Genomic DNA, 13723 nt, shown 5'->3' on the forward strand with positions numbered 1-13723 from the left:
AGGTGTGCGTTTCAGATGTAGGTGGAGGCCAATCCGCCATCGACCGCCAGGTTGACGCCGTTGATCCAGCGCGACTCGTCGGCACACAGGAAAGCGATCACCGCCGCCACCTCATCGGCATAACCGGGGCGCTTCATGCGATGGGCATCGGCCTGGGTTCGTGCTTCACCGAGCATGCTCACGAAGTCGCCGAGGATGGGCGTGAAGACCGGGCCCGGCGCCACGCTGTTCATGCGCACTGAATGTTCGAGAAACCAGGGCTGGGCCTGCAGGTAGTTCCAGACGATCAAGGCTTCCTTGAAATACTGGTAGCAGGTCTCATCCGGTACCGGGTGCTCGGACAGCCAGGCTTGCGCGGCGGCGAAACCTTCGATGCGCGCAAGCGCCTTGTGCAACTCCAGGCGTAATGGCCACTCGGCGCCGAGGATCGAGGCGATATTGACGATGCTGCCGCCAGCGGTGATGCGTGGCAGCAATGCCTGGCTCAGGTGACGCAACCCCAGGTAGTTGACCTGCGCCAGCAGTTGCGGGTTCGCAGTGCCCGGCACCCCGGCGATATTGCACAGGCTGTCGATCCGTTCCGGTAGCTGCGGCAGGAGCCGGTCGATGTTCTCGGCACTGCTCAGATCACCCTGAACAAAACCGTCCAGGGTCATGTGCGGGGCCTTCAGATCGACGCCAATCACGTGGGCGCCATGGGCGCGCAGCAGGCTTGCAGTGGCGGCGCCGATACCCGAAGAGACCCCGGTCACCAGCACAATCTTGTTGTCGAGTTTCATGTTGAGTCCTCTTATTATTTTTGTGTACTCGCCCGACCTCGTCGGTCTGGTCTTGTCCGTCAGAACGGGTAGCGTGGCGCCTTATCCTTGACCGTCACCCACTGCCATTGGGTGTATTCGTCCCAGTCGGCCGGGCCGCCCACGCTGCCGCCATTTCCCGAACTGCCGCGCCCACCGAACGGATTGATGCACTCGTCGGCCACCGTCTGATCGTTGATGTGCAGCAGACCGCAATTGAGTTGCTCGCCAATCGCCATCGCGTGCCCGACCGAAGGCGAAATGATCCCCGCGGACAAGCCATACTCGGTGCGGTTAGCCAGGTCGATGGCCTCATCGTCGCTGGAAAAACTCACCACCGTGGCCACCGGGCCGAAGATTTCCTCGTCGAATGCGCGCATGCCCGGGCGCACGCCGGAAAGCACCGTGGGTTGGTAGAACAGCCGTTCAAACTCGCCGCCGGCGTCCAGTGTTGCCCCGGCAGTCACACTCTCCGTGACGATTTCATGCACCCGTTGCAGCTGTCGTTTGTTGATCAAAGGCCCCAGCACCGCCTCGCCGCGAGCGGCATTGCCGACCGTGATCGCCCGGGCTTTCTCTGCCAGCCGGCGGACCAGTTCTTGCGCGATCGATTCATGGGCCAGGATGCGTCCGGTGGCCATGCAGATTTGCCCCTGATGCAACCAGGCACCCCAAGCGGCATTGCTCGCCGCCAATTCAAGATCGGCATCTTCGAGCACGATCAACGAGTTCTTCCCTCCCAACTCCAGGGCGACTTTTTTCAGATGACGCCCAGCCACCTCCGCGACCTTGCGCCCGGCTGCGGTAGAACCAGTGAACGCGATCATCCGAACATGCGGGTCGCGGCACAGGGCCTCACCGGCCACTGCTGCGCCCGGCAAAACCTGCAGCAGTCCCTTGGGCAGACCGGCCGCCTCGAACAACCGGGCAATGATGAAACCGCCACTGACCGGGGTCTGCGGATCGGGCTTGAGCACCACCGCGTTGCCGGCCGCCAGCGCCGGTGCCACCGAGCGCAGGGAGAGCACCAGGGGAAAGTTGAACGGCGAGATCACCCCGACCACGCCATGGGGCAACCGGCGCGCATAGGACAAACGCCCCGCTTCGCTTGGGAGGACCAACCCATGGGGTTGCGACAGCAGGCCGGCAGCCTGATGCAGCAACACGATCGCCTCACGAACCTCATGCTCACCCTTGAACAGGCTGCCGCCGCTTTCCCGAGCGATGTACAGCGCCAATTCGGCAAAGTGTTGCTGGGCCAAGGCTGCGGCGTTGCGAAAGATCTCTGCGCGTTCCCGTGGCCCCAATGCCGCCCAGGCCGGTTGAACACGGGCAGCGATCAGGCTGGCAAACGCGATGTCCGCCGCATCGGCCAATCCTGTGACGGTCAGTACCTCTCCGGTGGCCGGCTCGATGACTCTATTGACGCCGCCCAATGGACGTATCCAGTCGCCATTGAAGATGCGTTCGCACCACAGCTCGTCCCGCAGAAAATCAGATGGTTCACTTACCGACATTTCGGTCTCCCGGCTCTTGTGTTTGTAATTGCCTGACGCGGCCTTGCTAAAGCGATGAAGGTCGTCTGCGTCTTGAAGCACTAGAGCAAGGGCTGTGCCGACTTCCTGCGTTGCACTGCGTTTTAGGTAGCGAAGGCTCTGGCCTGAGGGCTTGGGAGGAGCATCGACGAATAGAGCGAAGCGTTCGGCCCTCGGCCGACACCCGGCCACTTGTCCAAATGATAAAGTTATGTTTAATAACTGTTTTGCTAATTGATCATTTCGATCAGTCGACTCGCTCAGGGGCATATAACAATGAATAATCCCCATTCGCTGCTTCCTCATCTCGCGGTGCAGGAGGAACATTTCTCGCCCCGGGGAGACAGTACGCAACTGGCCGAGGGCAACTCACCGACCCTGGCCGAGTTGACCGAATGCCTGTTCTTTTCCCCTGTCGACGGGCGCATCTGGCTCAACGACCAGCGCATGCTGCTATTGCACAGTTCATCCTTCGGCGCGCTGCGGCGGGAGATTATCGAGCGCCAGGGACTGGAACAGACCCGCGGTCTGTTTACCCGCACCGGCTATTTGTCCGGTGCACGCGATGCGCGGCTGATCCGCGAGCGCTGGCCAGACGCCGATGCCGCGGCGGTTTTCTCCGCCGGCACGCGCCTGCACACGCTCGAAGGCATGACCAAGGTCGAACCCCTGCACTTCAAATTCGACGCCGACTCAGGCTTCTACGAAGGTGAGTTCCTCTGGCACCACTCCTGTGAGGCCGACGAACATATCGCCGCCTACGGGATCGGCCAGGATCCGGTGTGCTGGACCGAACTGGGCTATGCCATCGGTTATGTCAGCGGGCTGTTTGGCCGCCTGGTGATCTTCCGTGAAACCGAGTGCCGCGGCATGGGCCATGAGAGCTGCCGGGTGATCGGCAAGACTGCCGAGCAATGGGGCGATGTCGAACAGGACCTGAGTTACCTCACCGCCACGCCATCCAGCGTCGCCCCCAAGCAGCGTCCAGCTCCGGCGCCCGCGCCCCTGGATGACGACAGCGAACTACCCGGCGGGCCAAAACCCATTGGCGCCAGCGCCGCCTTCAACGCCGCGACCCTCGCCTTGCAGCGCGTTGCGCCGACGCCGGCCACGGTGCTGTTCAGCGGCGAGTCCGGGGTCGGCAAGGAATTGTTCGCCCGTCAGTTGCATCAGTTCAGCCCACGCCATCTAGCACCTTTCGTGGCCCCCAACTGCGCCGCGATCCCGGACAATCTGATCGAGGCCGAACTGTTCGGTGTCGAGCGCGGCGCCTATACCGGCGCGACCCATTCGCGCCCTGGACGCTTCGAACGGGCTCACGGCGGCACGCTGTTTCTCGATGAAATCGCCAGTCTCAGCCTGCCCGGGCAGGGCAAGCTGCTGCGTGCATTGCAAGAGCGTGAGATCGAACGCATCGGTGGCAGCCAGCCGATCAAGGTCGATGTCCGGGTGGTGGCGGCTACCAATGTCGACTTGCGCAAAGCCGTGGCGGCCGGAGACTTTCGCGAGGACCTGTTCTACCGCCTGAACGTCTACCCCATCACGTTGCCGCCATTGCGCGAACGTCGTGACGACATCCCATTGCTGGTCAACGCGTTCCTGCGACGCTTCTGTCAGGCCTACGCCCGCAAGCCCGCCGGGCTGACCATGCGCGCGCTCAAGGTGCTGTTGCGCTATGACTTTCCCGGCAACGTGCGGGAATTGCAGAACCTGGTCGAGCGCGGCCTGATCGCCAGCGAAGACGGTCAAGCCATCGATCTGGTCCACCTGTTTCGCAACGAACCCATGCCGCAGGAGGCGTACTCTCTGGACGGCAATGGCAGCCTCGCAGCCACTGACCCCAGCCCCGCCAGCACACAGCCTCGGCCGGCCTTGCTGGAAACCCTGGCTCGTCTGGAACACGGCTTCTCCATTGAAGGTCTGGAGTCGCGCTTGATCGACGAAGCGCTGCAAAAGAGCGAAGGCAACCTGGCCGCCGCCGCGCGACTGCTGGGATTGAGTCGTGCGCAGTTTGCCTACCGACTGAAGAAGTACCGACAGGCATCGGCCTGATGCAGGCCGACCTGGGGATGAAACGAAATTATCTTGCCAATATAGTTATTAACATTAACCATGTTGAAAGTTAACTTGTTTGGCGGAAGAACCCATCCCATCGCGGTACAACGATCAGGAAACCACATGGCCCACAACACTATCGACGGCCTCATCGAACAACTCAGCCAACTGCCGCCCCTCGGCTCGCTGACGATCGATCAACAACGTCAACAGGCAGAACAACTCTTCGGCAGCGCTTCCTGCGCCGAGGGCGTGACCTTTGAGGACGCCAATCTGGCCAGCGTCAGCGGGCTTTGGGCCATTCCCACGGATGCCCGGCCTGACTTCGTGTTGTTGTATCTGCATGGCGGAGGCTACTCGTTCGGCAGTGCCCAGGCCTATCGCCCGCTCACCAGCCAATTGGCAGCCCGCAGCCGAATTCGTACCCTGTGCATCGATTACCGCCTGGCCCCGGAACACCCTTTCCCGGCCGCCGTAGAGGACGCTCTGGATGTCTACCGTGCACTCCTCGAAAACGGTGTGAACGCCGAACACCTGGTGCTGGCCGGCGACAGTGCCGGCGGCGGTCTGTGCATGGCTCTGATGTTGGCTGCCAAGGCCGCGGGTTTGCCGCTGCCCGCGGCTGCGGTAGTGATGTCGCCTTGGGTGGACATGGCTCAGACAGGAGAGTCCTGGGATTTGCAGAAGGCTCGAGATCCATTGCTCGGCCCGCTTGCTGGCAAGACCCTTATGGCCGACATCTATCTGCAGGGCGCCGAGCCACTGAATCCGCTGGCTTCCCCCCTGTACGGTGACCTTCAGGGTCTACCGCCAGTGCTGATCCAGGTGGGCAGTCGGGAATGCCTGCTGGACGATTCAACCCAGCTCGCCAGCCGCCTGGCCAGCGCCGAAGTGGCGGTCCACCTGGACGTCTGGCCGGGAATGATTCATGTCTTCCAGACCATGAGCGATCAACTCGAAGAAGCCCGCCGGGCACTGGACCAGATCAGCGCCTTCCTCCTACGCCACCTGGATCGTTGATATCGGCCTGGGCGAGCTCAATCTCTACCTGTGCGTATCGCTGAAGTTTTCTCTTATAACGAAAACTTCAGCACCATCTCCCGCAAGCCCTGAGCCAACCTGGAAAGCTCACCGCTGGCCACGCTGGAGCGACCGGCATCTTCGGCGGATTGCATCGAGAGTTGGCGAATGTTGACCAGATTATGATCGACCTCCCGAGCCACTTGGGCCTGTTGCTCGGCGGCGCTGGCAATGAGCAGATTACGTTCAGTGATCAGCTCGACCGCAGCGGCAATTTCGTCAAGGGCGCTGCCCGCAGAATTGGCGACTTCGAGCGTGCTTTCAGCTCTGCTCGTGCATTGACTCATGGAGTGTGTGGCACCATCGACGCACGTTTGAATACTGGAAATCATCGCTTCAATCTCAACCGTCGATGCTTGAGTTCTGTGCGCCAGAGCCCTTACCTCGTCCGCCACAACGGCGAAACCGCGACCACTTTCGCCGGCACGGGCGGCCTCGATGGCGGCATTGAGTGCCAACAGATTGGTTTGATCGGCGATGTTACGGATCACATCCAGCACCCGGCCGACTTCCCGGCTTTTATCGGCCAGCCCCAGGACCAACACCGAGGTATGGCCCAATTCATCGGCCATGTTCTGAATCGCACCGACCGTGGCAAGCACCTGGTCCCGCCCTTGCCGGGAAGAACGATTGGCGATGACTGATGAATCTGAAGTCGACGCGGCATTGCGTGCCACATCATCGACGACCGTACTCATTTGATTGACGGCGGTTGCAGCCTGGATCACTTCATCACTCTGCTTGTGCATGTGCTGCGTATTTTTCTCGGTAGCCACCTGCATCTGTTCTGCGGAGACGGCTACTTTGTCTGCCGTGTCCGAGATGAGCCTGATCGTGCCACTCAGACTCGACTGCATACCGACCAGCGCATTGAGCAGCCCTGCCAGCTCATCTGTCCCCTTGATATTGACCACCCCGGACAAATTACCGGAAGCAATATCCTGAGCCAGCTTTGAAGCCTGGCGCAGTGGCTGCGTGATGCTGCGCGTCAGCAGCCATGCCATCACCGCACTGAGCAGAATCACTCCGAGTGCCAGCGCCCACATCAGTGCATCAAAGCTTGTCGCGACATCGCGTGCTTGCGCCGCAGCCTTCTGGTTCATCCTTTCTTCGAGGTTGATCATTTGGTTAACCACGCGCAACCACTCCACAAAAGCAGGCCGGGCTTCGGCAAGCAAGACCTCTACCGCGCGTGGCGCTTGCTCGCTCATGCGTAAATGGATGACCTTTTCAATCAACGGCAAGGTATTGACCTCGACCTCTTTGATCGCTGAAAGCGCTCGCTGTTCTTCGTCGGTTATATCGGTGCGCGACGCAAAAATCTTGTCCAGGGCGATGGCCGCTTCAGCGTAGTTCGCCGCGAGCTGTTTTATTTTTTCAAGTTCAGGATAGACATCCTGAATGTTGTTTATCAGCAGGATGTCACGCAAGACAATCGCCCGATCATGCACACTTCCCCGGAAGTTGATGGCATAGCGGGTTTTCACATTGTTGACGTCATTGATTCGCGTCAATGTGTCCTTGATTTCATGCACGCGACTCATGGCCAACAATATGGAAGCAAGCGTCAGTATCAATACAAAGGTAAAGCCCAACCCCAGTTTCTGCCCAACGTTCAGCTTCAGCCCCATGTTGATCTCCATGCGCATTATTTTATTAAAATAAGAATTCCGTCGTTGGCGAAAAACAAAAACCGAACGTTCTCCTGCAAGCCAGCGGTTTTAATTCAGTGGCTGCCCGAAGCGATTCAGTTCCATTGCAACGCGATCAAGATGATCCGAAGTTCCCTCGTTATTTGCGCTGCAGCCATGGAACAACTCCAGCACTACGTCCACTCAGTCTGAAACGAACGCTGGAGATTGTTCATGGGAATTCAGTCCACCAGGGCTTTCAGGTATGTGCAGCAATTCGCGTGCTTGGCCGAACGCTGCGAAGACAACTGCTGCAAGGGCGACTGGCGCATCGCGGTCAGTGATCGCAGTCAGGATTTGTATAGCCGAACCTACCCTGAGCTCTTGAACCTGATCGTCAAAGACGATTCCGGTTATCAAATGAGCCGGGCTGGCGGTCAGTGTGGAGCGCTACAGGGCGGACGTTGCCAGATACACGCGCAACAGGGCGAACAAGTACTCACGGATACTTGTGCCAACTACCCGCGCATGTATCGCCGGATCAATGACTCGCTGGTGAAATCGGCGACCATGAGCTGCCCGGAAATCGCCCGTCTGGGGCTGTTTGGCGACGACCCGTACCGTATCGAGGAAAGCCGGCAAGACGACTTCCACCTTTACGGGGCAAGCAACCAGGCGTTTGCTGGCATCGACGCGTCCCACTGGCGTTCAGTGGTCGACTTTCTTCTGCAGATGGCGCTGTCGACGGAACTGTCCACCGGGCAGGTATTGCTGCGTCTGCACTGGATCGCCGCCAGGCTGAACGCGTTGCCCTATGCCTGTTGGGCCGAAGAGCTACCCTTTCAGGCGGCAGGGTATGAACCGCCAATAGCCAGCAGCGAGCCGATCATTGCGGACCCGTTGCTGATCGTGCTGATGAACATTCTGAACGCATCGGGCGTGCCGCCGGCATTGCGTCAACAAATCCTCGACGCCTCGCTCATCGAGCCCGGTGAAACGCCGGAACAGGCTCAATGGATGCTTAAGCCTGCCTATCGCGACCTTTACCGAGAAAAGATTCATGGCACGCTCGACCCGATCCTGAAGCGTTTCATTGCCGCCGAAATGACCCGCACCGGATTCCCGTTCATTTCGAGTACCAGTGCCGGGCTTGATTATGGGGCGAGCCTTACCGAGTGGGCGGCCACACTGGCCATCCGGACCTTGACGCTACGCCACCTGCTGCTTGCCCATTGTGATGCGGACACACGGCAGGCACCGGACCGGCAACAAGTGGTTGATCTGGTTTATCGATTCTGCCGGGCGGCCAGCCATAACGCTGTCACGGTAACCGAGAGGACATTGCGTAATGCAATCGGTGACAGGGGCGCAGCGTATTTGTGCGCGCTGATCGCGCAAATAGAGGCTTGAATAAAGAGCCACAAGCGCCCCTGTCACCCTGGGAGGATGTGTCCTGACCTCAAGTCTGCGTAGAATGCCGGGTCGATACCGGATTCAATAACAAACAACGGTCGGCAGACTCATCATCCCTGTGATCAACACCACTGGTGACTTGTGGCGCCCTTTTACGTTCAATGCCTGAACTATCAACCATGAACGAGAGTTCACGGGTATCAAATGCCAATACAAAAGCGCTTTGCAGGCTTTGTCTGTGGGTATCGCTGCTGATCACCTTTAACGCGCAGGGCGCCTCCTTGCCGCTTGAGTTGTATATCCCGGACGCTCCGCCACTGACGTTTGTCGATGGTTCCAAAGGCCACGGAATGGTCGGAGAAGCCGTCCTGACGGCCATCGCCAACGCGGGTTATGTCGCTCATGTCCATGGGCTTCCCTGGGCCAGATCGCAGAAGTACGTCAGCGAGAAGCAGGATCTCCTGATAGCTCCCTTGTCACGTACGCCAGAACGCGAGGATCGCTTCACCTGGATCGCGTCGATCATGCCCATGGAGCGAGCCTTTTTCAGCCTCGACCGGCCAGTGAGCAGCTTTGCGCAAGCGAAAAAAACCTACCGGGTGATCGGCGTCGGCCTGGGCAGTGCGCAGGAGGAAATCCTGCGTGCACAAGGCTTCAGCGACGAGCAGATCTACCCGCTGACCATTGGCGACAATCCTGCGCAGATGCTCTTGAAAGGTCGCATTGATGCCTGGTTCAACGGTGTGCCCGAGAGTCAATACATCTGGCCGAAGATGTCTGAACGCAAGCTGTTCATGAGCCCCGTCATGAGCCGCGCGGAGCTCTATCTGGCTTGCTCCAGGCTTTGTTCCGAGCAACTGGTGCAAGACTTGCGCAAGGCGGTTAAAACGCTTCGCGATGACGGCTCCCTGGCGCGTATACAACAGAGCTATTTGTCGCAATAACGGAACCGCCAGCGCCCGCCACACCACTTAGCCCCTATGTCCATCATTAACGGGTTAAGCCATGAGTGGCCTCTTCTACAAAACCTTGCTCAAAGATCTTTCCACCGCCCTTGAGATGCAGCCCTTGGCGTTCGATGCCCGAGGGATGTGCGATCTGATCATCGATGACACCTATCCGCTGAAGCTGGCATGCAATGACCCTCATCAGCGCCTGCTGCTGATCGGCTTGCTCGAGACGCCAAAAGACCTGCCGTTGCAGCGCTTGTTGGGTGGTGCGCTCAATCCCCTCGTCAGTGCCGGTCCCGGGCTCGGTTGGGATGCTGGCAGCGGTTTGTATTTTGCCTATCAAAGCATCACCCGGGAAAAAGCCAGCGTCGCGGTGTTGATGCGTGAAATCGCGACGCTGATCGACTGGATCAAAGGTTGGCGTGAGGCGCGTATATGAATCCCCTGCAATCACGCTTTACCAGTGTCGAAGCGCTGAAAGACTCGACTGTCGACGTGCGGGCGCTCAAGGCCCACGGCCGGATCGAGGTCAATGGCAAGCATTATGAAATCCGTGCCGCAGCGGATGGGCAACTCAGTGTGCAACGCCCGGACAAACAGGCCGCCGTGGACAAGTTCTTCAAGAGTGCCAGCCATCTTCTCGGTGGACAGAGCCAGAGCGCGCGGATCGCCCAGACACTCAATGAGAAAGCCGCCGCAGCCTCTGCACGGCCGCAGCTTACGCGCCAATTGGGTGGACGCCTCAATCTGCAACAGATCAACCTGGAGCAAGGCCAGAGCAGTTCCTCGGCGACCGCCGTTACGGCAAAAGAAGGCGAGATCCCCGACGGCAAGAAAGCCTTTGCCAGCCTGCTCGCCTGGACGAAAAAAGCGCAAAAGCTCAAACAGCCCATGCAGGAAACCATTTACCAGCTGTTCAAGCAGGAAACCCCCAAGTCCAAGCCCATGGCGCCCGACGCGCAGAAAGCCTACATGGAGGGGTTTAAAAAGCTCGAACGCACGGAGGGTATCGATCTGTGGCCCCAAGGGCTGGACGGCATGAACAAGGAAGACCGCCTAATCGGCGTCTACATGGCCGAGCATCCCGGTGCAGGCAAGGACTTCTACCGGATCGTGCCTGAACACTCTCGTCGCACAGAGGAAGACGATACGGGACGGCTGACCATCGGTGTCGAGCCGCGCTATGCCGGCGAATTGGCAAAGGCCATGACGACGCTGATCAAGAACGAGGGCAATGTCCTCAGCGGCAAAATAGCCGGGCCGGAAATATTTGGCCAACGAACCGATTCGGCCATTCTCTATGTGCGCAGCGATTACGCAGAGACCCAGGCGTTGGGCCGCAAACTACAGAGCATGTTGCCCGCGCAGGCCTTCATCGACCATACCCCCGCGGGCATGCAGTCGGCGGGTAAAGGTCTGGCCTATGCCGAAACGGTCAAGGGTGACTCGAGCAGTCATGGCCTGTCACGAGCAGACATCATTGCGACCGTGCTGAGCGATCACAGCAGCGGCTCCCTGGAGAAAAAGCTGAAAACCGCGCTTGCCGCGAAAGGCTATAACCCGGACAACCCGGCTTTCAGGCAAACATCCACTCGCTGAACAAGGACGCCTCTGCGCCATGAATCCTCTGCAATTTCGCTTCCCCAGTGTCGAGGCACTGATAAACGCGCCCGTCGATATCCCGGCGCTCAAGGCCCATGGCCAGATCGAGGTCGGCGGCAATACCTATCGGATCAGTAATGCGGCGGATGGCCAATTTCAGGTCGAACGCCCGGACGATCAAGCCACACAGTGGACCTTCTTAAAAAGCGTCTACGCCCTCCTCAATGGGCAGAACGAGGATTCGCATATCGCCCGGACACTGAACGAGAAAGCCGCTAATCCCCCATCAAATCCACGGCAAGAACCTTTCCCGGGGGAACGTTTCCAGCTCAACCCGCTCATCCTCGAAAAAGGCCAGAGCAGCAGCCCGGTAACCGAAGTAAAAGACCAGAGCGTGCTCGACGGCAAGGAGGCCTTTGCCAGCTTGCATGAATGGGCCAAAAAGGCCGAACACCTCAAACAGCCCATAACCACGGAAGACATTTACACCCTTTATCTGGATGACAACCCCAAGGTTCAGCGCCTCCAGCCTGCTGAACAAAAGGCCGTCTTGAATGAGCTGGTAAGACTCGACCGCGAGCAAGGTGTCGATATAACGCCGCAATCGTTCGATGAGATGCCGGCCGAATACAGAAGAGTCGTCACCCTCGACAGGCTCATTGAGGGTCATCCCGATCCGGGCATGGATTTCTACCGGTTCGAGCCGAAAGGACGGACTTCCCAAGAGCTGAGTACGGGGCGCCTGACCGTCAATATCGAACCGCGCTATTCGGGTGAATTGGCGCAGGTCATCGCGACACTGGTCAAGAGTGAGAACGCTATTGTCGCGGCCAAGATAGCCGGCCCCAGCGAAATGGGAGCCCGGCCGGACTCTGCCGTTCTCCATATCAAGGCTGACTACGCAACGACCCAGGCACTGGGGCGCAAGCTCCAGGCCATGCTTTCCCAGGATGCCTTGATCGACCATGCACCGGCGGGCATGCAGCCGTTGGCCAAGGGGCTTTACTATGCCGAGACGATGAAGAATGACTCGAGCAGTCATGGCATCTCGCGCGCCACGCTGATTGAAACCGCGTTGAAGGATCAAAGCGACGGCGCATTGGAGAGCAAACTGAGAAAAGCGATTGCCGAGCGGGGTTACAACCCGGACAACCCGGCTTTCAGAATGACACCAACACCCATGTTGACTGACACACCGCCATCGCGAGCAGGCTCGTTCCCACATTAAAATCCCGGTGTGCCACTCATTGCATCAACACCACCCCCCCCCTGTAGGAGCGAGGCTTGCCCGCGAAGAGGCCGGCACATCCAACATCGATGCTGGCTGACACACCGCCTTCGCGAGCAAGTCCACACAGGTTGATCTGCTTCCTATCAAGCGTCTTGATTGGACAGTTGCGCCGGACTCGAGAGCTCTTCATAGAGCGGTAAACCAAACAGCAGCACATCGGCACGGGTTTCGCCGAATCGGGCGATGTTGGGCAGGCGCGCCCACAGACGTGCTCCGATGGCCTGAACAATGTGCTGGCTCGGCTTGTTCGCGCCCATGATCCATGACACCACCGTTTCCAGGCCATATTGCCTGGCGAGGATCACCGACGCCTGGCCCAGGCGCACGCCCACTCCCCGACCGTAATGGTCAGCGCGCACATAAATGGCGGCTTCACCCGTGTTGCGACACGCCTGGGTGCCCCAACTGAACCGGTTGATCGATAACCAGCCGACCACTTCGCAACACCGCTCGATGACATACACCGGCAAGCCATCGTTTTTGTACAGGTTGATATAAAAGGTGACCTCCTCCAGCGTCATGGGACGGGTCACCGGTGAATTGGCCCCCGTGTCGGCCGTCTCGTTGAAGATCGCCATCATGGCGGGAAGATCCGCGTCAGTGGATTCGCGGACACCGCGCGGCAGGACTTGCTGGGGAACGCCTTGCTTGAGGCTACTCATGAGTAAACGGCTCCTGCAAAAACGCTGGCCTTCAACTGCTCGCGAGCACGGGACAAGCGCGAGCGTACGGTGCCGATCGGGATACCCAGGCTGTCCGCGGCATCCTGATAGCTGATATCGGTTTCAACCACCAGTGTCATGACGTTACGCATGTCCTCCGACAGTTCGCCAATGGCCTTCAGCGTCCGACTGAGAACACGCTGATGATCGCTCACATTACTTGGATCATGGCCATGTTCAAGGTTGTCGGCGCCTGACTCTTCCAGTTCGCTACATTGCGGCTGGCTGTACATACACTTGAAGTGATTGCGCACAAGATTCATCGCAATGCCAAACAACCAGGTTTCCGGTTTCGAAGCGCCGATGAACTTGTGCTGGTTACGCAGTGCTTCCAGGTAAGTCATTTGCATCAAATCATCGACATCGGCGGCATTGAACACCCGCTGGGTAATAAAGCTGCGCAACTTTCGCTCACTGTTTTTTGCCAACGCCCCAACATCCAGATGTATCGAGCCCATCACCTCAGGCTGAACGCTGTTTAGTTCCACAATAAATCCCTCGCTTCATGCAATTGAAATAGCCAACATGGCGAGAGAGATAGAGCAGCTTACGTACCAGCTTTTATAAAAATATAAACACCTGATTTGCTTGAATATTTAAAAAGCAGAATAGTGGCACCGTGCCATTTGTTGCATTCCAGACACAAA

12 protein-coding genes and 1 pseudogene are annotated in these 13723 nt (G+C 58.7%); 7 read left to right on the forward strand and 6 right to left on the reverse strand.

The features are described 5' to 3' along the window. Positions 1–11 precede the first annotated feature (11 nt). Together AB7M22_RS12955 and AB7M22_RS12960 are read right to left on the reverse strand one after the other, a co-directional pair. Positions 12–779, reverse strand: coding sequence for a coniferyl-alcohol dehydrogenase (locus tag AB7M22_RS12955; protein WP_454186585.1), 768 nt, complete (start codon positions 777–779; stop codon positions 12–14). A gap of 59 nt (positions 780–838) precedes the next feature. Continuing rightward, positions 839–2314 carry a benzaldehyde dehydrogenase gene (locus AB7M22_RS12960; RefSeq protein WP_454186586.1) on the reverse strand — a complete coding sequence of 492 codons (1476 nt, stop codon included), beginning with the start codon at positions 2312–2314 and terminating at the stop codon, positions 839–841. A 294-nt stretch (positions 2315–2608) separates the two neighbouring features. Between AB7M22_RS12960 and AB7M22_RS12965 the strand changes: the two genes are divergently transcribed. Together AB7M22_RS12965 and AB7M22_RS12970 are read left to right on the forward strand one after the other, a co-directional pair. After that, positions 2609–4384, forward strand: coding sequence for a sigma 54-interacting transcriptional regulator (locus tag AB7M22_RS12965; protein WP_454186587.1), 1776 nt, complete (start codon positions 2609–2611; stop codon positions 4382–4384). Between the two features lie 126 nt (positions 4385–4510). After that, positions 4511–5407, forward strand: coding sequence for an alpha/beta hydrolase (locus AB7M22_RS12970; RefSeq protein ID WP_454186588.1), 897 nt, complete (start codon positions 4511–4513; stop codon positions 5405–5407). 53 nt (positions 5408–5460) lie between these two features. On the opposite strand, the gene AB7M22_RS12975 is transcribed toward AB7M22_RS12970, so the two are convergent. Continuing rightward, a complete protein-coding gene (locus tag AB7M22_RS12975; protein ID WP_454188798.1) occupies positions 5461–6324 on the reverse strand; it encodes a methyl-accepting chemotaxis protein in 864 nt (287 codons plus the stop codon). After that, positions 6319–7116: pseudogene (locus AB7M22_RS12980) on the reverse strand (MCP four helix bundle domain-containing protein); the annotation flags it as partial. The gene AB7M22_RS12975 and the pseudogene AB7M22_RS12980, both read right to left, overlap by 6 nt. Before the next feature lie 216 nt (positions 7117–7332). On the opposite strand from AB7M22_RS12980, the gene fliB reads away from it, so the two are divergent. The 5 genes from fliB (at position 7333) to AB7M22_RS13005 (ending at position 12291) form a co-directional block, all read left to right on the forward strand. Beyond that, positions 7333–8508, forward strand: coding sequence for a flagellin lysine-N-methylase (fliB, locus tag AB7M22_RS12985; RefSeq protein ID WP_454186589.1), 1176 nt, complete (start codon positions 7333–7335; stop codon positions 8506–8508). A gap of 182 nt (positions 8509–8690) precedes the next feature. Then, a complete protein-coding gene (locus AB7M22_RS12990) occupies positions 8691–9455 on the forward strand; it encodes a substrate-binding periplasmic protein (RefSeq protein ID WP_454188799.1) in 765 nt (254 codons plus the stop codon). 61 nt (positions 9456–9516) lie between these two features. Further along, on the forward strand, positions 9517–9900 hold the full coding sequence (locus tag AB7M22_RS12995; protein WP_454186590.1) for a CesT family type III secretion system chaperone: 384 nt from the start codon (positions 9517–9519) through the stop codon (positions 9898–9900). Beyond that, positions 9897–11060, forward strand: a complete 1164-nt coding sequence (locus AB7M22_RS13000; protein WP_454186591.1) for a T3SS effector HopA1 family protein — start codon at positions 9897–9899, stop codon at positions 11058–11060. The genes AB7M22_RS12995 and AB7M22_RS13000 overlap by 4 nt, the downstream gene beginning before the upstream one ends. A gap of 19 nt (positions 11061–11079) precedes the next feature. Then, on the forward strand, positions 11080–12291 hold the full coding sequence (locus AB7M22_RS13005) for a T3SS effector HopA1 family protein (RefSeq protein WP_454186592.1): 1212 nt from the start codon (positions 11080–11082) through the stop codon (positions 12289–12291). A gap of 146 nt (positions 12292–12437) precedes the next feature. Here the strand turns inward: AB7M22_RS13005 and AB7M22_RS13010 are convergent, their stop codons facing one another. Together AB7M22_RS13010 and AB7M22_RS13015 are read right to left on the reverse strand one after the other, a co-directional pair. Further along, positions 12438–13016 (reverse strand): N-acetyltransferase family protein, encoded by a 579-nt coding sequence (locus AB7M22_RS13010; RefSeq protein ID WP_454186593.1) that lies wholly within the window; start codon positions 13014–13016, stop codon positions 12438–12440. Further along, complete coding sequence (locus AB7M22_RS13015; RefSeq protein ID WP_008010958.1) at positions 13013–13564, reverse strand: RNA polymerase sigma factor; 552 nt, start codon at positions 13562–13564, stop codon at positions 13013–13015. The genes AB7M22_RS13010 and AB7M22_RS13015 overlap by 4 nt, the downstream gene beginning before the upstream one ends. Between the last annotated feature and the right edge of the window lie 159 nt (positions 13565–13723).

This window comes from Pseudomonas sp. ADAK2 TE3594 (assembly GCF_053628675.1).